Origin of the sequence: Eudoraea algarum, assembly GCF_050589645.1 — a bacterium.
GTDB lineage: Bacteria > Bacteroidota > Bacteroidia > Flavobacteriales > Flavobacteriaceae > JBNGOQ01.
The window spans coordinates 213,874-238,330 of record NZ_JBNGOQ010000001.1 but is presented as its reverse complement, the minus strand read 5'-3'; the positions used below and the strand labels follow the sequence as shown (position 1 = coordinate 238,330).

Genomic DNA, 24,457 nt, shown 5'->3' with positions numbered 1-24,457 from the left:
AAAAAACAAAGTTTAAGGAACGTCCCCCCCGTTTTGACCGTAGTTCCCTGGAGCGCCCAATTGATAACCTTTTCATTACGTTAATGGGTGGGATTTGAAGTAGGTTTGCATCGTTGTTTTCAGCAAAGTAGTTATGGACGATTTTTATTTTTTAATGCTTATCGCGTTGGCTGTGCTAGCGGTCGCAGATTTGGTCGTTGGCGTTAGTAACGATGCTGTTAACTTCTTAAATTCTGCTATTGGTTCCAAGGCCCTCTCCTTTAAGACGGTTATGATCGTTGCCAGTATTGGTATCGCTTTTGGGGCCATGTCCTCCAGTGGTATGATGGAGGTTGCGAGAAAAGGGATTTTTAATCCTGGCGAATTCATGTTTTCTGAAATCATCATCATCTTTATGGCGGTGATGATCACGGATATTCTCCTGCTCGATTTTTTCAATACCCTGGGCATGCCCACCTCGACCACAGTCTCCATAGTATTTGAACTCTTGGGTGCCGCGGTGGCCGTCTCCCTTTTGAAAATAGCGGATTCCGGAGGAGGTTTTAACGAACTTGCCATCTATATCAATACGGAAAAAGCCGCCCAGATTATCTTTGGAATTCTACTCTCCGTAGTGGTGGCATTTACCGTAGGTGCCTTGATCCAATTTATATCAAGGGTATTGGTCTCTTTCAAATTTGATGAAAAACCCAAATGGATAGAGTCTGTCTTTGGTGGTTTGGCCATCACCGCGATCATCTACTTTATTGTGATAAAGGGGCTTAAAAGTGCCGCTGTTTTGGCCGGGGGTATCAATGAATTCATTGCGCTCAATACCGAACTTTTTTTATTGGGCAATGTAGTACTCTGGACGCTGCTCTCCTGGTTGGCCACCCATATGTTCAAAGTGAACATCTATCGGGTTATCATCGTTATAGGCACTTTTGCACTAGCCATGGCCTTTGCCGGAAATGATCTGGTAAACTTTATTGGTGTGCCCATAGCTGCGCTACAGGCGTTCCAAGATTGGCAAAGTTCCGGGGTACCGGCCATGGAATATTCCATGCAGGGCCTATCTGCTCCTGTACGTACTCCTACTATGTTACTCTTGTTGTCCGGGGGTATCATGGTCCTTACCCTTTGGCTTTCCTCCAAGGCAAGGAAGGTAGTACAGACCAGCGTGGACCTCTCCAGACAGGATGAGGGCGACGAACGTTTCCGGCCCAATTTTTTGTCCCGTCAAGTGGTGAAATTTTCCATTCGCGCCATGGATAATTTAGGTGTCCTGCTCCCCTTAAGTCTTAGAAAAAGAATCGATCGTCAGTTTGAAAAACCTTATACCTATGTCCCTAAAAGTAGGGTACAGGACATGCCGGCCTTTGATATGGTCCGGGCATCCGTGAATCTTATGGTGGCCAGTGTGCTCATCTCCATAGCCACTTCCATGAAGCTCCCGCTTTCAACTACGTACGTCACCTTTATGGTTGCTATGGGCACCTCTTTGGCAGATAGGGCCTGGGGACCGGAAAGTGCGGTGTACAGGGTAGCTGGGGTGCTTAATGTTATTGGAGGCTGGTTCTTTACGGCCCTGAGTGCGTTCAGCGCCGCTGCGGTTAGTGCTTATATTATACATCTGGGGGGATTCCCGGCTGTAATAGCACTCCTGATCGTGGCCTTTGTGTTGATCGGAAGGAACTACCTTATCCACAATAGAACAGTCAAGGAAAGCAAGCGTGAAGAAAAATTGCAAAAAGCGGAGAGCAAATCCATTATTGGGCTAATAGAGGAAAGCGCATCCAACATTTCCCTGGCCATGGATCGGGCGAACACCATATATACCTCCAGCATAGACGGTTTGGCGAAACACGATATGGATACCCTGAAAAAGAGCAAGAAGGGAATTATCAAATTAAACAATGAGGTAGAAGGTCTTAGGGACAATATCTTCTATTTTATCAAAAACCTGGACGAAGCAAGTGTGGGCACCAGTAATTTTTATATCACCGCGCTAAGCTATCTTCAGGATATGACCCAGTCTTTGGAGTACATTTCCAAGGCCGGGCACAAACATGTATACAACAACCACAAGAAACTTCGTTTTAACCAGATAAAGGACCTAAAAGAGACCGATCAATATATTGATGACCTCTTTGTACAGATCAAAACCATTTTTGACACCAAGGATTTTCCAGCACTTACCCCTATCATTGTACGTAAACAGGAACTATTCCAAAAAGTGGACGAAAAAATTCAAAAACAGGTGGCGCGTACCCGGGCAGATGAGTCTAGCCCCAAAAACACTGCACTGTATTTCAGCTTGCTGCTGGAAACCAAGGACCTGCTAGTGGCTACGATGAATCTTTTGGAAACCTACGATCAACATGCAAACACCTCGATTCCCTTAGGAAAATGACCTCAGGACTGCGTTTCATCGAAAAGCATATATGGCCTTTTTAATTCTTCCGTTATCTCCTTAGATAACAACAAGCCCCATGTATTTACGAAACACTTTTCTTAGACTTTTTTTCACCTTGATCTGCCTATCGGCATTTGTATTTGTGTCCTGTAGTGAGGATTTATCGGATAGCGACCCCATGCCCGAAGAGCAAGGAGCCAACGAAAATCCAGATGAAAATCCGGCTCCGGAGGACAATACGGCCAGATTGGCAGCGAAACAACTATACGAGGACTTTTATCTGCCCTCTTCCAGCACCTCTAGCGATAGTCCTTGGACTGGTGATGAACCTTCGTGTAACCCGGGAAGCATCCCGGCTACGACCAAGGACAAAATCCTGATGCGTTTGGACTATTATCGAAAGGCAGTGGGCCTAAACAACACCATTACCGAGAATCCGGACAAAAGTACTAAGGCCCAGGAAGCGGCCTTGATGATGAATTCCAACAATGCCTTGGACCACTTTCCTCCCAATACTTGGAAATGTTATACGCCTGACGGGGATGAAGCCGCTGGAAAATCACTTTTGGCCCTGACCCGCAATGCGGAAGCGATCAATGCCTATATCAGAGATCAAGGCTCCAATAACGGTCCAGTAGGCCATAGAAGGTGGTTGTTATGGCCAAGACTTCAGGAAATCGGTATCGGAAACACCGATCGTTCCAATGCCATTTGGGTCATAGGAAATGCTGGTTCGGTTCCCGCTGACAATCCTGAATTTATTGCCTGGCCACCCCAAGGGTACGTGCCCAATAGCCTGGCTTTCCCAAGATGGTCGTTCTCCTTGGCCGATGCGGATTTTACGGCCACCACGGTTTCCATGACGGATCAGAATGGAGGTGCGATAGCGCTCTCCCTGGAACCGCTGAACAGTGATTTCGGTGACCTTACAATCGTTTGGGTACCCCAGGGGATTTCTACCACGGATACCGCCGATACCACCTATACCGTAACGCTGGAAAACGTAGTGCTCAATGGCGTTCCCAACACCTTTACGTACAACGTAATACTCTTTGACCCCAATGGATAGTCCAAGGATGAACAACTGCCAATTAGAGCAACGCCTACTTTGAAGGTATTTTCGTTAACAAACGTAGTCTTTAAATTGATAATTTCTCCATATTATCGTATCTTAGGGAGAATGCTATTGACATATGATGACGCCTCAAATTAACAAAAAGCTCCTAAAGCAGCACGACCTTCCCATCGGGTCCTTTTACTTCTATGAGAATTTTGTGGTTTCAGAAATCAAGGAGGGCGTAACGATGACCTTCGAGACCGCCTCCAAAATATTTGAACTGGGCAAGACGTATTTTGGGAACACTACGCCCTTCGTCTATATCTCCAACCGGGTAAATTCCTATGCTTTTGATCCCACCGCCCACTTTAAGTCTACCGCAATGTTTCCAAACCTAAAAGGTTATGCAGTGGTGGTGTACGATACCATAAACGATAAGGTCGCCAAAATGGAACAGCCTTTTATGAACAAGCCCGCCCATATCTTTAAACGTCTGCAGGATGCCATAGACTGGGTAGAGGAACTGATTCCCCAGGACTGAACTAGTTACGATAAAAATTCATTTCGTCCAGGTATTTCCACACGGAATCGGGGAGCAAGGCCCTGATGTTTTTCCCCGCCCTGTGTTGGTTTCGAATAAAGGTTGACGAAACTTCCATGATCGGGGCATTCACCCGATGCACCTTGGGATGGTCCTCAAACTGCCGCTCCCCCGTATCTTTTGAAATCCGGGGATATACGTAAATATGATGGTTCTCAAGAATTTCCTTGTAATTCTTCCACTTATGGAAGCCTTTTAAATTGTCCTCGCCCATAATCAGGGAAAACTCGTAGGTATCCCCGTATTTTTCGAACAGGTGGGCCAATGTATGTATCGTGTAATTGGGCTGGGGTAAATTAAATTCAACCTTGCTTGGTCGTAGCCTATCATATTCCTTGGTGGCCTCATACACCATTTGATAGCGATGATGGTCTTCCAATAGTGTATTCTTGGTCTTAAAAGGGCTGCGCGGGGTAATGACCAGCCAAACCTCCTCCAGGTCCGAGAATTCCGCCATATGGTTGGCGATCGCCAAATGTCCGATATGGATGGGATTGAAGGTGCCAAAATAAAGTCCTACTTTTTTTCCCATGCTATCCTCATTGCTTCGCTACCCCCAAAAAATCCCCGACCAGCCGATGCGCCTCGTCCAAGGCAGCATCCAGGTCATAATTCTTGATGATGCAATCGAACTGCGGTGCAGTGGCCATCTCTACGGATGCTTTGGCAACACGCATATTAATTTTGTCATCGCTTTCCGTACTTCGTTTCTTTAAACGAATCTTTAACTCATCAACACTGGGGGGCTTAACAAAGACCGCCAAGGTCTGCTCCGGATATTTTCTCTTGATCCGGAGGCCGCCCACCACATCGATGTCAAAGATCACATGCTTTCCTTGGGCCCACAAACGTTCCACTTCACTGTTGAGCGTCCCGTAAAAATTGTCGCGGTACACTTCCTCCCATTCCAGAAAATCGCCCTGCTTAATATGTTTTTTAAATTCCTCCACGGAAATGAAGTAATAATGCTCTCCCTCTATTTCATGCTCCCGTTTGGGCCTGGAAGTAACAGAAACGGAAAAGGCCAGATTGAGTTCTGGCTGCTTCAAGAGGTGCCTTACAAGTGTTGTTTTGCCGCTGCCGGACGGGGCAGAAAAAATAATGAGCTTTCCCCCCTCCATCACAATACATTCAGCATTTGTTCCTTGATCTTCTCAAGTTCATCCTTCATTTGCACCACCAATTGTTGCATGGGAGCGTAATTGGCCTTGGACCCAATGGTGTTGATTTCCCGTCCAATTTCCTGGGAAATAAATCCCAACTTCTTTCCATTGGAATCTTTGGAATTCAAGGTTGTAGTAAAATATTCCAGGTGATTGTCCAAGCGGACTTTCTCTTCCGTAATATCGTATTTTTCGAGATAGTAGATAAGTTCCTGTTCAAAACGGTTTGCATCTACCTCTGTCTTGAGGTCTGCCACGGCCTTTTCCAGACGTTCCCGTATGGTTGCGTTGCGTTCGGGGTCCATTTTTTTCACCAGCTCCAGAAGTGCTTGCAGGGTTTTCACGCGTTCCAGAAAATCCTTTTCCAGCACCTTGCCCTCCTCGCTCCTAAAGGCATTTATTTCCTTTAATGCCTCCTTGAGTGCCTCCTTTATCGCGTCGTATTCCGTTACATCTATATCCTCCCGATCCGTTTTAAGGGCATCTGGTAGTCTGATGGCCATCTCCAGCAATCTGAGATCGTCCCCATCGGCCACTTGCTTAAGCTGCTTTATATATTGCTTTACGACTCCTTCATTGATCTTGGACGGTGTTTCGTCACCGGTAATCTCCATATACAGGCCAAAATCGATCTTTCCCCTTACCAAAGCGCTTGCAATGGTCTTACGCAATTCCAATTCCTTGTCCCGGTAAGCAGACGGAATACGGGCATTTAAATCCAGGTTCTTGCTGTTAAGCGATTTTAATTCAATGGTAATCTTCTTGGTGGGAAGTTGAATAACGTGCTTTCCGAACCCAGTCATGGATTGAATCATAAATTCCGTTTAAGTTTTGGCAAAGGTAATTAAAATAAGGGTTTCGTCTTGGGTGTCACAGCATTCCCATTACAACTCGCGTACCCAGATATTTCTATAGCTCACCCTACTGTTATCCCCGTGGTCCTGAAGTCGGATAGGGGCTTTGCCATGTGGTTTATTGGTAGGTGGTCCTATATACATGGTCCTTCCCTGTATTACATAATGATCTTGGACCAAAACCCCATTGTGCAATACCGTAATGGTGCCCGATCTGATCTTGTTACCATCGGAATCGAACTCGGGCTCATGGTAGATAATATCGTAGGTGTTCCATTGCCCGGTAGGGGCCGATGCCTTTGCCAAGGGAATGGATTGTTTATAAATGGATCCCACCTGACCGTTTACGTAGGTGTCGTTGTCGTTGTTGTCCAAAATCTGCACCTCATATCTGTTCTGTATAAAAACCCCACTATTGCCCCTGTTTTGACCATTGCGCTGTACCTCTTCCGGGGATTTCCATTCCAAATGCAGTTGTATGCTTCCGAAATTGCGTTTGGTCTGTATATCGCCGGCCCTATTTTTAACGGTCATGCTTCCATCTTCGTTAAGATACCATTTGGCCACTGTGCTATCGCGGGCCATGATCCATTCCTGCATATCGGTACCGTTGAACAGGACTATGGCATCATTTGGGATGCCGGTTTCCGCGCTTACCGAGACCACGGGGGGAACAGGTTCATAAACCTCAGTTTCCTCCGGTTTCATGGGCTTCTCTATATTGACGGAGGCATTTTCCCGTACCGGTTCCTTTTTTTCCGATTGTGCCCCGCAGTAAAAACATCCCGTTAGGAGCAAAACGTAAACAAGCTTCATCTTACAATTCTTTTATCTTAATATTTCTGTATCCTATACTGATTTTTTCGCCGTGATCCTGCAGGGCGATTTTCCCAGTGCTGTATTTGCCAAAGGCCTCCCAATCCGCAAATTTGGAATTGGCTACCATCTTGTCCCATCCCTCACCATTGACCGGAAACCGAACAATCTCCTCTCCGTTGAGTACCACAATGCCCTCATTGGTTTTGTGGTTTATGGTCAAAACACACTGGTTCCACTCGCCGACGGGCTTCACCACGTCTTTGGACGGAGCCACCATATCGTACAGTGAACCTGCTTGATGGGTAGTCCCATTTTTGGCGTCCGGGTGGCCCACATTGTCCAGTACTTGGATCTCAGGACCTGTATAGTAAGGCTCCTTGTACTTGGGGTCCTCCTTCACTCCCCACATAATACCGCTGTTTGCCCCTTCGGACACCTTCCATTCCAGGGACAGGGTAAAATTGGTGAATTCCCTGTCGGTCACCATATTGAAGCGTTCCCCATCCTTTCGAACATCGGAGGGGCGTAAAATCATGGCGCCGTCCTCCAACTTCCATGTGTCGGGAACCGGCTTATCCGGGTACACGTGCCATCCGTCAAAAGAGGTTCCGTCGAACAATACGGTCCATGTCTCTTCCTGTTCCACTTCCTTGGTCATTTCCTTTGGGTTTTCGGCAGATTCCCCTGCGGTTTTTTCCGTCTTGTTTTTACAGGCCGTAGCCATAATTACCAGGCAGGCCAAAAGTATTGAGTGTTTCCTCATGTCCGTTGTTTTAAAGTCCCAATATTTTTTTCAGTTCATTCTTGTCAATCTCCGCCCCGGCAAAATCATCGAAGGTCTTTTCCGTAGCTTCGATAATATGGTCCTGGATAAACTTGGCCCCTTCCCGGGCACCCTGTTCCGGGCTTTTAATACAACATTCCCATTCCATCACGGCCCAGACATCACATCCATATTGGGTCAGTTTGGAGAAAATGGTCTTGAAATCGATTTGTCCATCTCCCAGGGAACGGTACCTCCCGGCACGATCGCCCCAATCGTTATAGCCTCCAAAGGCCCCTTTTTTTCCGGTTGGGTTAAACTCGGAATCCTTTACGTGGAACGACTTAATGAACTCGTGATAATGGTCTATGTAACTTAGATAATCTAGCTGCTGTAGCACAAAATGACTGGGGTCGTACAGAATGTTTACACGTTTATGATTCCCTGTAGCCTCCAGGAAGCGTTCAAAGGTATCCCCATCGTGCAGGTCCTCTCCTGGATGGATCTCATAACACACATCAACCCCTTCCTTATCAAAATGGTCCAGGATAGGCATCCAGCGTTTTGCCAATTCCCCAAAACCCATTTCCACCAATCCGGCAGGGCGCTGTGGCCAAGGGTGCATCGTGTGCCAAAGCAAAGCCCCGGAAAAGGTGGCGTGTGCGCCTATGCCCAATCTCCGGCTCGCTGTGGCCGCCTTCTTTACGGTCTCCACGGCCCATTGGGTGCGCTCCTTGGGTTTGCCTTTCAGATGCTCTGGCGCAAAATTATCGAACATAAGATCGTAGGCCGGGTGCACGGCCACCAATTGTCCTTGCAAATGAGTGGATAATTCCGTGATTTCCAGACCGTAGGAATTGATCTTGCCCTTGAGTTCATCACAGTAGGTCTGGCTTTCGGCCGCCTTGTCCAGATCGATCAAAAAACTTTCCCAAGTAGGTATTTGTATTCCTTTATACCCAAGATCAGCGGCCCATTTGCACATGCCATCCAAAGAATTGAACGGGGCCTTGCTGTCTACAAATTGTGCCAAAAAAACGGCAGGTCCTTTAATTGTTTTCATCTAATAATCCTTAGTGTCCTTTTGTACTTACCAACAAGTTTCTCCTTAAAATTAACATGTATACCTCGGCTCACGGACGGCTTGGGCCCTGTAGATTTCCTTTTCTGTATGCCATGCGTCGATCAAATCAATTGGTCGACTTCCATTTTGAGAATTAAACGTTATATTTAGTCGGCAAATACCGCTTTTTTACGTTTTTACCGGGTGAAGCTATAAATATAGGCATAACGAAAGAATAAAAATAAAAATTACGCATGAATCAAGATGTCCTTTATGATGCCATTGTTGTGGGTACCGGAATCAGTGGTGGTTGGGCCGCAAAAGAACTTTGCGAACAAGGGCTAAAGACCCTTGTACTTGAACGTGGCCCCATGGTGAAGCACATAGCGGATTATAAAACGATGAACGACGACCCTTGGGATTATCCACTAAAGGGGGAACTTTCAAAAGAGGAATTAAAAAACTATTCGGTACAACGCAGGTTGTCCTGGGCACCCAAGGAAGACGTAAAGCACTTTTTTGTGAACGATTTGGAACATCCCTATGTGGAGACCAAGCGGTTCGATTGGATCCGCGGCTATCACGTTGGCGGGCGCTCCCTGACCTGGGGACGTCAAAGCTACCGATGGAGCGATATCGATTTTGAGGCCAATAAAAAGGAAGGCATAGGAGTGGATTGGCCTGTGAGGTATAAGGACATTTCCCCCTGGTATGACAAAGTGGAGGAATATATTGGCGTTAGTGGGGAGAAACTAGGATTAAAACAATTGCCCGACGGTAAGTTTCAACCGCCCATGGACCTTCATTGTGCCGAGGTAGACCTGAAAAATGCGATGCAGGAAAAATTTGATGATGGTCGTCTACTTACCATAGGACGGGTAGCACATATTACGGACAAGGCCGGGAACTTTGAGGGAAGAAATCCATGTCAATACCGGAACAGGTGTTGGCGCGGATGTCCTTTTGGAGGATACTTTAGCAGCAATTCCTCTACCTTGCCCGCGGCCGAACGCACGGGCAACATGACCTTAAGACCAAATTCTATCGTACATGAGGTCCTCTATGATGAAGACAGCAAACGGGCAACAGGCGTCAGGGTAATCGATAGGGAAACACATGAAACCTTGGCGTTCAAGGCCAAGGTAATTTTCCTTTGCGCTTCCGCCATGGCTTCGGTAGGTATCCTACTGCAATCCAAATCCAAGCGTTTTCCCAACGGCCTAGGCAATGATTCCGATGCGCTTGGCAGAGGTATTATGGACCATCATTACAAATTGGGCGCTACGGCAAAAGTGGAGGGCCATTTGGATAAATATTACAAGGGACGAAGGCCCAATGGGTTTTACATTCCCCGCTTTGTGAACCTCAATGATAAGACGAAACGAGAAGATTACTTACGTGGTTTTGGCTACCAGGGCGGGGCCAGTAGGCAGGATTGGACAAGTGCGGTAGCCGAATTAGGGTACGGTCAGTCCCTAAAGGAGCATATCCTGGAACCTGGAGGCTGGCAGATCGGCGCCACCGGCTTTGGGGAATTCTTGCCCTATGATGATAATCGCGTTCGTCTAAGTCACGATAAAAAGGATCAGTGGGGATTGCCGCAGTTGGACTTTGATGTGGAGTTTAAGGAGAATGAATATCGTATGCGGGAGGCCATGGTCCAGGAAATTATGGCCATGTTCACTGCCGCAGGATTCAAGGATATAAAACCATTTGAAGAAACTACGGGCCCAGGACTTGGCATTCATGAAATGGGCGGTGCCCGTATGGGTAGGGATCCCAAAACCTCCGTGCTGAACGAAAACAATCAAATTCATGCCGTTTCAAATGTATACGTAACGGACGGTGCCTTTATGACCTCGGCCAGTTGTGTGAACCCGTCCTTGACCTATATGGCATTTACCGCGCGAGCGGCGGCCCATGCGGCACGGAATTTTAAAGCAGGAAAATTCTCTTAAAACAGATACGTTTATGGATAACGCTTCAGCAAGAAATATGTGGGGTGACTATTTGGACGCCCATTTGGAAGATGCCTTTGCACCGGCACCCAAAGTGATTCATTTTTGCGATAATGAAAAAGATGCCAATACCTGCGCCAAATTGGTGAGTAAAGGCATCAAGAAAGCTACTTCTCATTCCCTACTGGGCCTACAATGTAGAAAGGAGGCTCTCCCCAAACTGGGTGAGTTTATGGTAATTACGGACTGGGCCGGCAAGGCACAGTGTATTGTACGGACCACCTCGGTACAGCTAAAGCCCTTTTTCAGCATAGATGAGGCCCATGCCCGGCTAGAAGGAGAAGGGGATAGGAGCCTTGACCATTGGAAAAACACACATTGGGAATATTATACCCGTGAACTGGAACCCTTTAACAAGGTCCCCCGGGAAAGTATGATCGTGGTGTGCCAGACATTCGAGAAAGTATTTTAAACAGGAAAGCCGCAAGACGCGGCTTCCCCTTTATAAAAAGTAATTTAATTTCTTCTAGGCATCCATGGATACCCAAACATTTCCCTGTTTATTGGATTCCACGGTAGCTTCTATAAAGTTAAGGCCGCGCACCCCGTCCTGCATGGTAGGAAATTCCCCATCATTGTAGTTTTCACCGCGAATGGCTCTTGCCACCCCTAAATAGATGTTGGCCATGGCATCGAAAATTCCCTCCGGATGTCCTGGGGGAAGCTTGGTCCCTTCCAAGGACAGCTTGCTGTTGTAGGCATGGCCAGGTTTATACACCTGAGCAGGTTCCGTATCGCTTAATCGATAGAGAAAATTAGGCCGTTCCTGCTCCCAGCGGAAAGCTGCCTTTTCACCATAAATATTAATGGCCAGTCCATTTTCTTCCCCGGTGGCCACCTGACTGCTCCGTATAAGCCCTTTCACATGGTCGCCCATTCTGATGAGCACGGTCCCATCCACATCCATTTTATTGTCTTCGTACAAATAGTTGAAATCGGCCAGAAGTGTTTTTACCTGAAGTCCGGTGGTGTACTCGATCATGTTGAAGGCATGCACTCCTATATCGCCCATACAGGAACTAATCCCTGCCTTTTTTGGATCCAAGCGCCATACGCTGGAGCGTTTTTCCTTATCGTGGATAATAGTATTGATCCAGCCCTGGTAATAGCAGGCATCTACCTTGTGGATTTTTCCCAGGGCGCCGGCTTTGATCATTTCGCGCATTTGGCGCACCATGGGGTACCCGGTATAGGTATGGGTAACCGCAAATACCGTCCCTGCACGCTCCCAAGTGGCCTGCAAGATCTTGGCTTCCTCATAGGTCGTGGTCATGGGCTTTTCACAGATAACATGAAACCCGTTCTCCAGTAACTTTTTCGCCATGGGAAAATGCAAAAAATTTGGTGTTAGGATGGCGCATACCTGAATACGCTCTTCCTCGGGAAGTTTTAATTCTTCTTCCACCATAGTATCAAAATCGGTATAGATACGGTTGGTAGGAACATCGATTTCCTTTGCAAAGGCCATATTAGCCTCAAAATCGGGGTTAAAAACAGCCCCTACGATTTGATAGTTGTCATTGATATGTGAGGCGACCCTGTGCAGTACCCCAATAAGGGAATCGCCACCGCCACCAAGGACGCCCAATCTGATTTTCTTTGCCATAAATTAAAAATTGTGTTTAGTTATGCTTCTTCCAAAGTCTTCTTCTCTTGCTTTTTCATATATATATTGAGCCCCACAAACAGTACAATAAGTATGGCGGGCAGGATAGACATGGTCCTAAGGGCTTCCCCAGCACTTGCGTTGTCCATAAGATTGCCCATTATAGGTAGCACCACCGATACCGATAGCATTCCGGCACCTCCCATTATGGAGAGTCCCAGGGCCCCGGTCTGTGGTAGATACTCCGCAACGAAGCCGAGCATGGTGGGCCAAAAAAAAGTGACCCCTACCGCAAACACGGCCGCAGCCGCAAAGGTCATTCCACCACTGGTGATCGTCAGCAACCAAAGTCCTATAAAAGTAAAGATTGCCGAGAACAACAACATTCCTGCGGGTTTTAACCTGTGCACAACCTGCCCCGCAAAAGCCCTGCCCATAGCCATGATACCATTAATAAATGCCAGTACCAACAGCGGGACCGCAACCGATTCCTTCAATAACGATTCTATGCGTTGGGTGGTTCCCAACTCCGAAGCAGCGGTTAGGAACATGCATACGACCATAAAAATGAAAAGCGGTTTGCCCAAACTGGATATCATTTTGCTATTGCTCACCCCAAGTTGTACCCTTTCGGTCAGTGGAAAAGCCTGGCCCAAGAACATAATGCCATATATCACCAAAGGAATGAACAGCACGGCCACCATAACCTGCCAGCCCAAGCCCATTACATCCATGACCAGCCATCCAACCAACGATCCTATTACGATTCCTCCAGGGAACCAGACATGAAAACGATTTAACATTTTGGTCTTCTGCTTGGGGTACATGGAAGCGATCATCGGATTCAAGGCCGCCTCCACCATACCATTACCTATTCCAACAAATAGCGTTGCAAGGAACAGGGAGGTCATATCCTTGGCGAGGATGGTCCAAATAATACCAATGGCATGGGCAATAAAGGCAATCCATGTTATTTTTTTAATCCCAAGCGAATCTACCAATGGTCCGCCGATAATCATGGCTAAGGTAAATCCCCAAAAAGCCGGGGTAAACGCATATCCTATCTGCTCTAACGTAAGGCCCACCCCTTCAGGGCCAAAAACAGTTTCCAGGCGTGCACGTATAGCAAAAGTCATTGCTGTAACCAGCAGTGCCATACAGGAGGCGATAAAAAGTCTTTTCGTGTTGATCTCATTCATAATCTATAGCTTTATTGGTTGTAACTTTTTGGTTGGGTGACCTTTTTAGGATTTGTACGTAATTTTTTCGTTCTTGAAGGTCAGGGCAAAGAAGAGCAGTACAAATAGGGCAAATCCGGCCGGATACATCCAAACAATGTTCCATTGGTGACCCGCCTCTTCCAGAATGTATGCATTGGCAATCTTGCCTGCGATCCAAAAGCCGATCAACATGCCTACACCATAGGTGGCCAAGGTAATAAGGCCTTGGGCGGCACTTTTAATCTTTTCACCGGCCTTGCTGTCCGTATAGATTTGCCCAGAGACAAAGAAAAAATCATAGCAGATCCCGTGAAGGGCGATCCCCATTACAATCATAAAGAACAGCTCTCCTGCATTGCCATATGCAAAGAGCAAATACCTTAAAGTCCAGGCCAGCATCCCTGCCATTATCGTCTTTTTAAAGCCGTATTTCTTAAAGAAGAACGGAAGCAACAGCATAAAGAGCACCTCCGAAATCTGTCCGACCGAGGCCCATGCCGTAGACCCTTCCACTTTGGATTCGGTTAGGAAGGGGCTTATATTCTGATAATAAAAGGCTAGGGGAATACAGATGAGTACCGAGGAGATAAAGAATATGAGAAAGTTTTTGTCCGTAAGCAATTTCAAAGCGTCCAGGCCCAGAATATCCGAGAGGGTCACTTTCTGGCCCTTGGCCACCTTGGGAGGTGTTTTTGGCAAGGTAAAACTGAACAGCCCCAAAATAGCCGAGGCCACAGCAGTCATCAAAAAGGTATTGGACAACAATCCGTTTTCTATGTTTTGCAACGCATCCCACTTAAAGGCCAAACTGATCAGAAGTCCGGCCACAATCCACCCCATAGTGCCAAATACCCTAACAAAGGGAAATTGCTTGGCAGGTTCCTTCATCTGGTTAAAGGCAACCGAATTTACCAGTGCCAAGGTGGGCATATAAGCAATCATATACCCCAGTACATACGGGTAAAAAACGGAGAAATCCGTAGTCTGCGACATTTGGTACATCAGAAAAGCGCCAACAAGATGCAATAGTCCCAGAATCCGCTCTGCATTAAAAAAGCGGTCGGCTATCAGCCCAATAATGAAGGGGGCCACGATTGCCCCCCAGGACTGTGTGGAAAAGGCCTGTGCTATTTCCCCGTCATTGGCGCTGAGGTTGTTCCCCAGAAAAGTGCCCAAGGTAACGAACCATCCGCCCCAGATAAAGAATTCCAAAAACATCATTACGGAAAGTTGAACCTGTATCTTTAATTTCATCTGCCTTCCCTTATCGTTTGTAATGAATATAGTCCATCGGAATAGGTTCGATCCCGTTCATCCTGAAATCCTTGGAGATCTGAGCCCTGTGATGGGTAGAATGATTGATGACATGAAACAGAATATCCCCAAGGGTGTTTGTAAACAACCGCCCCTCTGTAGTCTCATAGTCAATGCGCCTATCAAAATCATCGGCATTCGTGGTAATCTCAAAAGAACTGCGCTGGTTCTCATAATGAATGTCGCCCCATTCTTTGACCTCGTGTATCTGCCATACCTCATAAAGCGATTTCTTCTCCAAAATTCTCGCATTCCAAAGATGATGGGCATTGAGTATGTGGCTAAAAAGTTTTACGCTTTCCTCCGGTACCTCCTTTAGCCCGGCGCATAACTCAATAAGTTTTTTATTGCAGTAATAGTTATAATCAAACAACTGATTAAAAAAAACTTTCATAGGTTGGTTTCTTAGCCTATTTCCTTGGCCGCTTTAAGCAATAGGTCCTTTGTGGCCAATATGCCCTCTTCCTCTCCGATTTTACCTCCTTCATATTCTACACCAATATATCCACTGTAACCCGCATCCTTAACAATCTGGAGCATCTTTACATAATCGATCTCTGTTTCGTCGCCGTTTGCATCAAAATCGTGCGATTTTGCACTTACCGCTTTCGCGTGGGGCATCAATTCCTCTACACCCTTATAGATGTCATAGGTTTCCACACAGGCGCTCCTCCAATCCGTAGGGTCCTCTTTTCGGATACAGAAATTTCCAAAATCCGGGAGGGTGCCACAATTGTCCATACCCACTTCGGTCATTACCTCGGCGAGCATAGCAGCATTGGAAGAGAGTCCGCCGTGGTTTTCAACAATGATATTGATGTTTTTGTCCTTGGCATAGGTGGCCAGTTGCGAAAGTCCGTCCACGGAACTTGCCATCCACTCTTCGGGCACCGTACTTCCGGCAAGATTGACCCGGATGGAATGGCAACCCATGGCCGCTGCAGCATCGACCCACTTGTAGTGGTTTTCCACCGCCTTTTTTCGTTCGACCGCATCGGCCGTGGCCAGATCTCCCTGACGGTCTATCATGATGATCAGGTTCTCCAGGCCATGTTTTTTACTTTCCTCATTGCATTTGGCCACAAAAGCGTCCATGGCTTCCTGGGAATATCCGGCAGCGTCCAGTTCCGTGTGGTACAAATAGCTAACGTACTCCAGACCGGAAAAACCCCAAGCCTTGGCCTTCTCGGCAAAGGAGTAAGGGTCTACGCCTTCATCCATGATCATTCTATGAATGGACCATTGCGCCAATGACAATTTAAAAAAGGGTGCCGCGACTTCCGCCTGGACCTGCTCGGCCTCCCCTTCCTCTTTCTTCTTGGTCTCCTTACATCCATAAATCCCCAAAAGGGATATTGCTAATCCAAACTGGGAACTGTTCCGAATAAAATTTCTTCTTTTCATTTTGGTGTTTTTGTCGAATTTCGATATTGTGATTTACTACAACGTTGTAGTGCGGGTACCCTAATAATTATAGTGTTTAAATGTAGAAAATTAATTCTATATTTAATAAATTTATGAAATAAACAATTTTAATGCATGAGTAAATTCTATTACAATGAGGAGCAAGAATCGTACGACGCGATTGTTGTAGGGACGGGGATCAGCGGCGGCTGGGCCGCCAAGGAATTATGTGAGAAGGGACTAAAAACTTTGGTCTTGGAACGTGGCCGGATGGTAAAACATATAGAGGACTATCCGACCGCCCATATGGATACCTGGGACTTTCCCAACAATGGGGAACCCACCAGGGAGGAACAGGCCAAGCAATTGGTGCAGGCCAGGACGGGATATACGACCAAGACCCCCCATAACTTTTGGTTTGTGAACGACCTTGAACATCCCTATAACGAGACCAAGCGTTTCGATTGGATGCGGGGCTATCATGTGGGCGGCCGTTCCATTATGTGGGGACGCCATAGCTATCGTTGGAGCGATATCGATTTTGAGGCCAACAAGCGAGATGGACATGGCGTAGACTGGCCCGTGCGATATAAGGATATTGCTCCTTGGTACGATAAGGTTGAGTCCTATATCGGAGTGGCAGGTGAAAACCTGGGCCTTCCTCAATTGCCAGACGGGCAGTTTGAGCCCATGATGGAATTAAATTGTGTAGAACAACACGTAAGGGAAAGGGTGTCGGAAAATTTTGACGGTAGGGTAATTACCGCGGGTCGCGTAGCCCATATTAACAGTAATAAGGCCTTTGAGGGGCGTACCCGATGTCAGTTTCGAAACCGCTGCATCCGCGGCTGTCCTTTTGGGGCTTACTTTAGCAGTAACTCTTCTACTTTGCCCGCTGCGGAACGCACTGGAAATATGACATTGCGCCCAGATTCCATTGTACACGAGGTCATCTATGATCCGGATACCAAAAAGGCATCGGGGGTAAAGGTTATTGACCGACTCACCAAGGAAACCTTTGAGTTTAAGGCCAAGGTTATTTTCCTTTGCGCCTCCAGCATTGCATCCACGGCCATATTGATGCAGTCCAAATCCGATCGCTTCCCCAACGGGATGGGCAATGATTCCGATCAACTGGGCAGAAATATTATGGACCATCATTTAGGGGTAGGAGCTGCAGGAAAATACGATGGCTTTGAGGACAAGTATTATAAAGGGCGTAAACCCAACGGTATTTATGTGCCCCGTTTCAGAAACCTGGGCGGGAACTCCAACCAAAAGGATTTTATTCGCGGCTACGGTTATCAAGGCGGAGCCAGAAGAGGTAATTGGGACGATACCGTTGCCGAGCTTTCCTTTGGAAAAGGCCTCAAGGAGGCTATATTGAAACCGGGGGGATGGCAGTTTGGAATGGGCGGTTTTGGCGAGGTCCTTCCCTACCAGGACAACAGAATGACACTCGATTATGATAAATTGGACGGCTGGGGTCTCCCAACGGTGACCTTTGATGCCGAATACAAGGAAAATGAATGGAACATGCGCAAGGACATGAAGGAACAGGCCGTTCAAATGCTGACCAAAGCAGGCTTACGGGATGTAGAACCTTTTGATAACCCCAAGGCGCTGGGTATAGGAATTCATGAAATGGGAACCGCCCGCATGGGCAGGAATCCGAAAACTTCGATCCTCAACGGACACAATCAAGTCCATGCCGTACCCAACGTTTACGTCACCGATGGTGCTTTTATGACATCGGCAGCCTGCGTAAACCCATCGCTGACCTATATGGCCTTTACGGCCAGAGCTGCCGAACATGCGGCACAAGAACTTAAAAAAGGAAATATATAATGGATAGAAGAAAAGCACTTAAAAATATGGGATTAACGTTGGGGTACGCCGTGGCGACACCAACCTTGATCAGTATTATGCAAAGCTGTAAAGAACAGGCCGTGGCCGAGTGGACACCCAGTTTTTTTAGCAAAGATGAAGGTGCCATTATTACCCATCTGGTGGATATCATTCTTCCAAAAACGGACACCCCATCGGCCTCTGAAGTCCAGGTAAACATTTTTATAGACAAGTTTGTCAATGAGGTGATGGAAGCGGAGCAACAAGGGTTTATGAAAATGGCTATGGGTAAATTCACGGACAAAGCACTACAAGATTCCGGAAAGGAAACGATAGCAGATCTTGGATCAGAGGACCTGGAACCCGTTTTGGCCGGTGCGCTTAAGATAAGTAAGGAACAGGAGAAGGAACACAAGGAGGCCATTGAGGCCTTTATGATCGCCATGCAGGAAAGCGAAGGCGCCGAAGGAGGAGGCCAACTCAGCGATGAGGTGGCAAGATATGCCTTTGCGGACAACCTGAGGGGGGTCACCATTTGGGGCTATAAAACCTCGGAATATATTGCAGAGGAAGTACTGGCCTATTTGCCCGTACCCGGCGAGTATATCGGTTGCGGTGACGTTGATGAACTTACCGGCGGAAAAGCCTGGTCCCTATAACAACACTGTTCTGAAAAGACGGAATTTTATACAAAAAACGGTCCTTTCCGGTGGAGCCATTTCACTGGGAGGGACTTTTGCTTTTGGAAGGCGTCCCTTTTCAAAAAAACAGGGGTTCAATTTAAAATACGCCCCGCATCTGGGCATGTTTGAGCATCTAGCCGGCAAAGACCCAATTGCCCAGCTACATTTTATGGCCGATCAAGGTTTTACCGCTTTTGAGGACAACGAAATGCGCAATAGGCCTGTGGACCTGCAAGAGCAAATGGCCAGTACGATGACAGCCCGAGGGCTGGAGATGGGTGTTTTCGTTGCGCATAAAATCTATTGGAAGGAGCCCAATCTGGCTTCCGGCGATATCGAAAAGCGGAACGAGTTTCTCCTTGATATCAAAAAGGCGGTGGACGTGGCCAAACGCGTAAATGCCAAATGGATGACGGTGGTACCAGGACATACGGACCTCCGTAAATCCCTAGGGTACCAGACCGCCAACGTGGTGGAATCATTGAAACAGGCTTCGGCCATCTTGGAACCTCATGGACTCACCATGGTCCTTGAACCCTTGAACTTTAGGGACCACCCCGGACTTTTCCTTACCAAATCGCCACAGGCCTATGAAATCTGTAGAGCGGTGGACTCCCCTTCCTGCAAAATTCTATTCGATATTTACCACCAGCAGATACAAGAGGGCAACCTGATTCCCAACATGGAAAGCTGCTGGGATGAAATAGCCTATATCCAAATAGGGGATAATCCCGGGCGCAAGGAACCTACCACCGGGGAAATTAACTACCGCAACCTTTTTAAATTTATCCACGCCAAAGGGTTCCAAGGTATTTTGGGTATGGAACACGGCAATTCCAAACCGGACAAAGCGGGGGAGCAAGCCGTTATCGATGCCTATAAAAAAGTGGACGATTTTCTTTGATTTCCGGCGACCATAGTAATCCCTTAGTTATCAAAACCCTGATTTCCAGTATTTTTTTCTTTTTTAACGTTCCTTTTAGAAAGGTTTCCATAGGGTCTTCCGTCCTATTATAAAGAAGGCCGCACTTATACTATAATGGTCTATTTGGCCTTTCTATTTGTAAATACACTTAGGGTATTTTGCTTATTTCAGAAAATAAGCGATAATTCTTTACGATTTTAACATTTTTAGAAATCTATTTCGTCTATTGTTAACGTAAATATAATATAGCCCTAAACTATAGAGAACACACACATGGACAATTATGTCATCTTTTTGGTGATTTACAGTACGTTATTACTGTTTTCGTATGGGGTTGCGAGAATCTATTTAAAAAAATAGGTTCCTCCCCACTTACCATCCCCAAATTTTCCCCAATGAGCAGTTAGGGCCACTTGGTTTGTGCTTTTTCCACAGCAACCCTGCTCCCCAACACCATTTCCTTCATAAGGCATAGTACGCGCAATACGCCTTGTTACCGGTACAGTGCTAATGGGTAGCTGCCCAATAAAGAAAGAAGCGAAAACCCCGGTGCTTGGCACCGGGGTTTTCTTAATAAACACTATTATATTGAAATTAACTAAGATCCACACATCAAACAATCATCATCTGCCTGACCTTCCTTTGCCCTGGCGATCATTTCTTTCATCTCCTCAGGGGTCATGGGCTGTATGTCCGTTTCCTGCTGTTGCGCTATTGGGGTGGTCTGCACCGGCATGGCTACTGCAGCCTCAGTCGCTGGTGGTATGGCTGCACCAACCTCGGCCTCTGCAGCTACACTGATGGGAACTTCCTTTTTCTTGGTATTGTCCAAGGTAAATTTAATGGCATCTACCGCCGCCTTGGTGCGCAGATAGTACATCCCGGTTTTTAACCCGCTCTTCCATGCGTAAAAATGCATGGAGGTCAATTTTCCATAATTGGCGTTTTCCATGAACAGGTTCAGGGACTGGCTTTGATCTATAAAGTACCCGCGCTGTCTGCTCATGTCAATGATATCCTTCATGCTCAGTTCCCAAACGGTCCTGTACAGCTCCTTGATATCCTGTGGGATACCATCTAGGTGCTGTATGGAGCCATTGGCACGCATCAATTCCTGTTTTAGGTTCTCGTTCCACAAACCAAGGCGTACCAAATCTTCCAAAAGATGTTTGTTCACAACAATAAATTCTCCCGAAAGCACCCTTCGCGTATAGATATTGGACGTATACGGTTCAAAGCATTCATTATTGCCCAATATCTGCGAGGTGGAAGCGGTAGGCATGGGTGCTACCAAAAGGGAGTTTCGCACCCCGTGTTTTTTTACATTTTTTCGCAATTTGTCCCAATCCCAACGTCCGGAAAGCTCCTCGTCCTTTATGCCCCAAAGGTTGTGCTGAAATTCCCCTTGTGAAATGGGAGAACCTTCGTAAGAAGAGTACACGCCTTCCTCTTTGGCCGCTTCCATGGAAGCGGTGACCGCAGCAAAATAAAGGGTCTCAAAAATCTCTTGGTTCAAGCTTTTCGCCTCATCACTGGTAAAGGGCAAGCGCAACATGATGAAGGCATCTGCCAAGCCCTGTACCCCCAAACCTATGGGTCTGTGTCTCATATTGGAGTTTTCGGCCTCCTTTACCGGGTAGTAGTTTCGATCAATGACCCGATTCAGGTTCTTTGTGACCCGCTTGGTAACCTTAAAAAGTTCTTTGTGATCAAATGCCCCGTTCTTTACGAACATGGGCAGGGCAATGGAAGCCAAATTACAAACGGCAACCTCGTCAGGAGAGGTATATTCCAATATTTCCGTGCATAGATTGGAGGATCGTATGGTTCCCAGGTTTTTTTGATTGCTCTTGCGGTTGGCTGCATCCTTGTACAACATATAGGGGGTACCCGTCTCTATCTGGGATTCCAAAATCTTTTCCCAAAGTTCGCGGGCCCTTACCGTTTTGCGGCCTTTGCCCTCTGCCTCGTACTTAAGGTAAAGCTCCTCGAACGCCTCACTGTGGTTGGTGAACAGCCCTGGGCACTCGTTGGGGCACATCAGGGTCCATTCGCCATCGGCCTCTACCCTTTTCATAAAAAGATCCGGAATCCACATGGCATAGAACAAGTCCCGTGCGCGCATTTCTTCCTTCCCGTGGTTCTTTTTCAGATCCAAAAATTCAAAAATATCTGCATGCCAGGGTTCCACGTAAATTGCAAAGCTTCCCTTACGTTTGCCACCACCCTGGTCCACGTATCGGGCCGTATCATTAAAAACCTGTAACATGGGTACAATGCCGTTAGAGGTTCCGTTGGTACCCGCAATGTAGGAACCAGTGGCCCTAATATTATGGATAGAAAGTCCTATACCGCCAGCAGACTGTGAGATTTTAGCTGTCTGCTTCAAGGTGTCGTAAATGCCGTCTATGCTATCGTCCTTCATGGCCAATAAAAAGCAGGAGGACATTTGCGGTTTTGGGGTGCCCGAGTTAAAGAGGGTGGGTGTGGCGTGGGTAAAATACTTTTTGGACATGAGTTCATAGGTCTCAATGACCGCGTCCAGGTCGTCCAAATGAATGCCCACGGAAACCCGCATCAACATATGTTGGGGGCGCTCCGCAATCTGCCCGTTCAGTTTTAACAAATACGAGCGCTCCAAAGTTTTAAAACCGAAATAATCGTAGCCAAAATCGCGGTTGTAGATAATGGTGGAATCGAGCGTTTCCGCGTTCTCGGAAATCACCTTGTAGACCTCATCCGATAGTAAAGGTGCCTTTTTGCCCGTTCTGGGATTTACGTACTTGTACAGGTCCTTCATAGTTTCCGAGAAGGACTTTTTTGTGTTCTTATGTAGATTGGAGACAGAAATACGGGCGGCCAATTTTGCGTAATCGGGATGGGTGGTGGTCATGGTAGCAGCTATCTCCGCGGCAAGGTTGTCCAGTTCGGAGGTCGTAACCCCGTCGTACAATCCCTCAATAACCCGCATGGTGACCTTTAAGGGGTCTACCAGCCCATTGAGTCCATAACATAATTTTCGTACTCTGGCGGTAATCTTATCGAACATTACCAGCTCTTTTCTTCCATCTCTTTTTACTACATACATGTTGCTACAATTGTTTTGGTGATACGTCGGGTTCCTTCAAATCAGAATGTTAAAAAATTAACACTTTGTATTATGGTCGTAAAAACCCCTCAGGGGTGAAGGGGTCAATTCGTTAAAATGCCTTGGTTTAAAAATCCGCGTCGAAGCTGATTTTCTGGGCGTCTGTGTCTTTTTCTTTGTTGAGCACACCTGCCTTTTGATATTCGGAAACCCTTTTCTCGAAGAAATTGGTCTTCCCTTGCAGGGAAATCATATCCATAAAGTCAAAAGGATTTGTGGAGTTGTAGACCTTAGCACAGCCCAATTCCACCAACAACCTGTCTGTCACAAATTCCAAATACTGGGTCATAAGTTTGGCATTCATTCCGATAAGGCTTACCGGAAGTGACTCGGTTATAAATTCCCTTTCTATGTTCAGGGCATCCACCAGAATGTCTGTTATACGCTCTTTGGGCACCTGATTCACCAAATGATGGGTATGTAGGTGTACCGCATAATCACAGTGCATCCCCTCATCCCTTGAAATCAATTCATTGGAAAACGTGAGGCCGGGCATCAACCCTCTCTTTTTTAACCAAAAAATGGAACAAAAGGCTCCGGAAAAGAAAATGCCTTCTACTGCTGCAAAAGCGATCAAGCGTTCCGCAAAACTTGGAGAATCGATCCATTTTAGGGCCCAATCTGCCTTTTTCTTGATGGCGGGGAAATTTTCAATGGCCTTGAAAAGAATGTTTTTTTCCTTTTCATCCTTTACATAGGTGTCGATCAAAAGGGAATAGGTTTCCGAGTGGATATTCTCCATCATGATTTGGAAGCCATAGAAAAATTTAGCTTCGGAGTATTGCACTTCGTTTACAAAGTTCTCGGCTAAATTTTCATTGACGATACCATCCGAAGCGGCAAAAAAAGCAAGGATATGTTTTATGAAATAGCGTTCATCCGTATTGAGCTTATCGCTCCAATCCACCAAATCCTGTTGAAGATCTATTTCTTCGGCAGTCCAAAAGCAAGCCTCGCATTTTTTGTACCATTCCCATAAATCGTGGTGCTGAATGGGGAATATTACAAATCTATCTTCATTTTCTGCTAGGATGGGCTCTACGGCTGTTGACATGGTTCTTTTATGGTTTTAGTGTTCTTGTGTGCTTATTTAGGTTGAAACTTACCTTGCGGTAGGGACTAACAAAGATTGGAAAATGTGTTCGATTTCTAAAGCCTGTTTTACGTTTTAAGTCACAAAGTTTTTAACACAAGATGTTGAAATCTAGGTTCGCAAGTGATGTTTATTGTGGTTGTCCGAGGATTGCATTTTGTATTAATTCTGCCCCTGGGATGAACAGAAAAAAATAAACCAAAAAGTATAATAAATGATACTCTTTGGTCTTAATGCTTTGGCACTTACGCCTACTTCAGAAATGTACTACCAAACTGTACGGCCCATCCGATGAATCAAAATTTATAATCACTAAAATTGAACTTGCTGATTTAGGTAGTTCCCCCGAAACCTAATAACCGAGCAAATTTCCCTAACAAACAAGTTGGTAAGGCTGTCCAATTTCTTGTAATTCCATCAGTTGGGATAGTTATCACACACAAGGACATGTTGTGATGTACAACATGCCGTTCCCAAGGCCGT

21 protein-coding genes are annotated in these 24,457 nt (G+C 46.5%); 8 read left to right on the top strand and 13 right to left on the bottom strand.

Annotation, left to right across the window (positions count from 1 at the left end; translation table 11 throughout):
* The first annotated feature begins 133 nt into the window (after positions 1–133).
* The 3 genes from ACRD67_RS01065 (at position 134) to ACRD67_RS01055 (ending at position 3,993) form a co-directional block, all read left to right on the top strand.
* Positions 134–2,392, top strand: a complete 2,259-nt coding sequence (locus ACRD67_RS01065; RefSeq protein WP_430965118.1) for an inorganic phosphate transporter — start codon at positions 134–136, stop codon at positions 2,390–2,392.
* Between the two features lie 79 nt (positions 2,393–2,471).
* Positions 2,472–3,464, top strand: coding sequence for a CAP domain-containing protein (locus ACRD67_RS01060; protein WP_430965116.1), 993 nt, complete (start codon positions 2,472–2,474; stop codon positions 3,462–3,464).
* Between the two features lie 124 nt (positions 3,465–3,588).
* Positions 3,589–3,993, top strand: coding sequence for a hypothetical protein (locus ACRD67_RS01055; protein WP_430965114.1), 405 nt, complete (start codon positions 3,589–3,591; stop codon positions 3,991–3,993).
* A 1-nt stretch (position 3,994) separates the two neighbouring features.
* Here ACRD67_RS01055 and nadD read toward each other — a convergent pair whose 3' ends face one another.
* The 6 genes from nadD to ACRD67_RS01025 form a co-directional block, all read right to left on the bottom strand.
* Positions 3,995–4,585 (bottom strand): nicotinate (nicotinamide) nucleotide adenylyltransferase, encoded by a 591-nt coding sequence (gene nadD, locus ACRD67_RS01050; protein WP_430965112.1) that lies wholly within the window; start codon positions 4,583–4,585, stop codon positions 3,995–3,997.
* Positions 4,586–4,592: 7 nt separating this feature from the next.
* The gene (gene gmk, locus ACRD67_RS01045; RefSeq protein ID WP_430965111.1) at positions 4,593–5,174 is read right to left on the bottom strand and encodes a guanylate kinase; all 582 of its coding nucleotides are present in this window, start codon (positions 5,172–5,174) and stop codon (positions 4,593–4,595) included.
* The gene (locus ACRD67_RS01040) at positions 5,174–6,031 is read right to left on the bottom strand and encodes a YicC/YloC family endoribonuclease (RefSeq protein WP_430965109.1); all 858 of its coding nucleotides are present in this window, start codon (positions 6,029–6,031) and stop codon (positions 5,174–5,176) included. The genes gmk and ACRD67_RS01040 overlap by 1 nt, the downstream gene beginning before the upstream one ends.
* 69 nt (positions 6,032–6,100) lie before the next feature.
* A complete protein-coding gene (locus tag ACRD67_RS01035) occupies positions 6,101–6,886 on the bottom strand; it encodes a 3-keto-disaccharide hydrolase (protein WP_430965108.1) in 786 nt (261 codons plus the stop codon).
* Position 6,887: 1 nt separating this feature from the next.
* A complete protein-coding gene (locus ACRD67_RS01030) occupies positions 6,888–7,652 on the bottom strand; it encodes a 3-keto-disaccharide hydrolase (RefSeq protein ID WP_430965106.1) in 765 nt (254 codons plus the stop codon).
* Positions 7,653–7,662: 10 nt separating this feature from the next.
* Positions 7,663–8,715 (bottom strand): sugar phosphate isomerase/epimerase family protein, encoded by a 1,053-nt coding sequence (locus ACRD67_RS01025; RefSeq protein ID WP_430965104.1) that lies wholly within the window; start codon positions 8,713–8,715, stop codon positions 7,663–7,665.
* 254 nt (positions 8,716–8,969) lie between these two features.
* Between ACRD67_RS01025 and ACRD67_RS01020 the strand changes: the two genes are divergently transcribed.
* A complete protein-coding gene (locus ACRD67_RS01020) occupies positions 8,970–10,673 on the top strand; it encodes a GMC oxidoreductase (protein WP_430965102.1) in 1,704 nt (567 codons plus the stop codon).
* A gap of 13 nt (positions 10,674–10,686) precedes the next feature.
* Positions 10,687–11,145: an ASCH domain-containing protein gene (locus tag ACRD67_RS01015; protein ID WP_430965101.1), complete on the top strand. Its 459-nt coding sequence runs from the start codon at positions 10,687–10,689 to the stop codon at positions 11,143–11,145.
* Between the two features lie 54 nt (positions 11,146–11,199).
* Here the strand turns inward: ACRD67_RS01015 and ACRD67_RS01010 are convergent, their stop codons facing one another.
* Genes ACRD67_RS01010 through ACRD67_RS00990 form a run of 5 tightly spaced genes read right to left on the bottom strand, consistent with a single transcriptional unit; the run spans position 11,200 to position 16,277 of the window.
* Positions 11,200–12,339 carry a Gfo/Idh/MocA family protein gene (locus tag ACRD67_RS01010; protein WP_430965100.1) on the bottom strand — a complete coding sequence of 380 codons (1,140 nt, stop codon included), beginning with the start codon at positions 12,337–12,339 and terminating at the stop codon, positions 11,200–11,202.
* A 20-nt stretch (positions 12,340–12,359) separates the two neighbouring features.
* Positions 12,360–13,538, bottom strand: coding sequence for an MFS transporter (locus ACRD67_RS01005; protein WP_430965099.1), 1,179 nt, complete (start codon positions 13,536–13,538; stop codon positions 12,360–12,362).
* A gap of 45 nt (positions 13,539–13,583) precedes the next feature.
* Positions 13,584–14,813, bottom strand: a complete 1,230-nt coding sequence (locus ACRD67_RS01000) for an MFS transporter (protein WP_430965098.1) — start codon at positions 14,811–14,813, stop codon at positions 13,584–13,586.
* Positions 14,814–14,823: 10 nt separating this feature from the next.
* A complete protein-coding gene (locus ACRD67_RS00995) occupies positions 14,824–15,267 on the bottom strand; it encodes a DinB family protein (protein ID WP_430965096.1) in 444 nt (147 codons plus the stop codon).
* Positions 15,268–15,278: 11 nt separating this feature from the next.
* Positions 15,279–16,277, bottom strand: coding sequence for a sugar phosphate isomerase/epimerase family protein (locus ACRD67_RS00990; protein WP_430965095.1), 999 nt, complete (start codon positions 16,275–16,277; stop codon positions 15,279–15,281).
* A gap of 135 nt (positions 16,278–16,412) precedes the next feature.
* Between ACRD67_RS00990 and ACRD67_RS00985 the strand changes: the two genes are divergently transcribed.
* From ACRD67_RS00985 to ACRD67_RS00975, 3 genes are read left to right on the top strand one after another with little or no spacing between them, the layout of a single operon-like run.
* Positions 16,413–18,125: a GMC oxidoreductase gene (locus tag ACRD67_RS00985; protein WP_430965093.1), complete on the top strand. Its 1,713-nt coding sequence runs from the start codon at positions 16,413–16,415 to the stop codon at positions 18,123–18,125.
* Positions 18,125–18,784: a gluconate 2-dehydrogenase subunit 3 family protein gene (locus ACRD67_RS00980; protein WP_430965092.1), complete on the top strand. Its 660-nt coding sequence runs from the start codon at positions 18,125–18,127 to the stop codon at positions 18,782–18,784. The genes ACRD67_RS00985 and ACRD67_RS00980 overlap by 1 nt, the downstream gene beginning before the upstream one ends.
* Before the next feature lie 10 nt (positions 18,785–18,794).
* Entirely contained in the window at positions 18,795–19,712 is a 918-nt protein-coding gene (locus tag ACRD67_RS00975; protein WP_430966172.1) for a hydroxypyruvate isomerase family protein, read from the top strand.
* A gap of 619 nt (positions 19,713–20,331) precedes the next feature.
* Here the strand turns inward: ACRD67_RS00975 and ACRD67_RS00970 are convergent.
* Both ACRD67_RS00970 and ACRD67_RS00965 read right to left on the bottom strand, forming a co-directional pair.
* A complete protein-coding gene (locus ACRD67_RS00970) occupies positions 20,332–22,821 on the bottom strand; it encodes a ribonucleoside-diphosphate reductase subunit alpha (RefSeq protein ID WP_430965090.1) in 2,490 nt (829 codons plus the stop codon).
* A 127-nt stretch (positions 22,822–22,948) separates the two neighbouring features.
* Positions 22,949–23,935, bottom strand: a complete 987-nt coding sequence (locus tag ACRD67_RS00965) for a ribonucleotide-diphosphate reductase subunit beta (protein ID WP_430965089.1) — start codon at positions 23,933–23,935, stop codon at positions 22,949–22,951.
* Between the last annotated feature and the right edge of the window lie 522 nt (positions 23,936–24,457).

Excerpts from the sequence above, each read along its gene's own strand:
- ACRD67_RS01065 (WP_430965118.1), top strand. The coding sequence starts at position 134 with ATGGACGATTTTTATTTTTTAATGCTTATCGCGTTGGCTGTGCTAGCG.
- ACRD67_RS01010 (WP_430965100.1), bottom strand. The coding sequence starts at position 12,339 with ATGGCAAAGAAAATCAGATTGGGCGTCCTTGGTGGCGGTGGCGATTCC.
- ACRD67_RS00980 (WP_430965092.1), top strand. The coding sequence starts at position 18,125 with ATGGATAGAAGAAAAGCACTTAAAAATATGGGATTAACGTTGGGGTAC.
- ACRD67_RS01040 (WP_430965109.1), bottom strand. The coding sequence starts at position 6,031 with ATGATTCAATCCATGACTGGGTTCGGAAAGCACGTTATTCAACTTCCC.
- ACRD67_RS01030 (WP_430965106.1), bottom strand. The coding sequence starts at position 7,652 with ATGAGGAAACACTCAATACTTTTGGCCTGCCTGGTAATTATGGCTACG.
- ACRD67_RS01020 (WP_430965102.1), top strand. The coding sequence starts at position 8,970 with ATGAATCAAGATGTCCTTTATGATGCCATTGTTGTGGGTACCGGAATC.
- ACRD67_RS00985 (WP_430965093.1), top strand. The coding sequence starts at position 16,413 with ATGAGTAAATTCTATTACAATGAGGAGCAAGAATCGTACGACGCGATT.
- ACRD67_RS00965 (WP_430965089.1), bottom strand. The coding sequence starts at position 23,935 with ATGTCAACAGCCGTAGAGCCCATCCTAGCAGAAAATGAAGATAGATTT.
- ACRD67_RS01060 (WP_430965116.1), top strand. The coding sequence starts at position 2,472 with ATGTATTTACGAAACACTTTTCTTAGACTTTTTTTCACCTTGATCTGC.
- ACRD67_RS00970 (WP_430965090.1), bottom strand. The coding sequence starts at position 22,821 with ATGTATGTAGTAAAAAGAGATGGAAGAAAAGAGCTGGTAATGTTCGAT.
- gmk (WP_430965111.1), bottom strand. The coding sequence starts at position 5,174 with ATGGAGGGGGGAAAGCTCATTATTTTTTCTGCCCCGTCCGGCAGCGGC.
- ACRD67_RS00990 (WP_430965095.1), bottom strand. The coding sequence starts at position 16,277 with ATGAAAAGAAGAAATTTTATTCGGAACAGTTCCCAGTTTGGATTAGCA.
- ACRD67_RS00995 (WP_430965096.1), bottom strand. The coding sequence starts at position 15,267 with ATGAAAGTTTTTTTTAATCAGTTGTTTGATTATAACTATTACTGCAAT.
- ACRD67_RS01000 (WP_430965098.1), bottom strand. The coding sequence starts at position 14,813 with ATGAAATTAAAGATACAGGTTCAACTTTCCGTAATGATGTTTTTGGAA.
- ACRD67_RS01015 (WP_430965101.1), top strand. The coding sequence starts at position 10,687 with ATGGATAACGCTTCAGCAAGAAATATGTGGGGTGACTATTTGGACGCC.
- ACRD67_RS01005 (WP_430965099.1), bottom strand. The coding sequence starts at position 13,538 with ATGAATGAGATCAACACGAAAAGACTTTTTATCGCCTCCTGTATGGCA.
- ACRD67_RS01025 (WP_430965104.1), bottom strand. The coding sequence starts at position 8,715 with ATGAAAACAATTAAAGGACCTGCCGTTTTTTTGGCACAATTTGTAGAC.
- nadD (WP_430965112.1), bottom strand. The coding sequence starts at position 4,585 with ATGGGAAAAAAAGTAGGACTTTATTTTGGCACCTTCAATCCCATCCAT.
- ACRD67_RS01055 (WP_430965114.1), top strand. The coding sequence starts at position 3,589 with ATGATGACGCCTCAAATTAACAAAAAGCTCCTAAAGCAGCACGACCTT.
- ACRD67_RS01035 (WP_430965108.1), bottom strand. The coding sequence starts at position 6,886 with ATGAAGCTTGTTTACGTTTTGCTCCTAACGGGATGTTTTTACTGCGGG.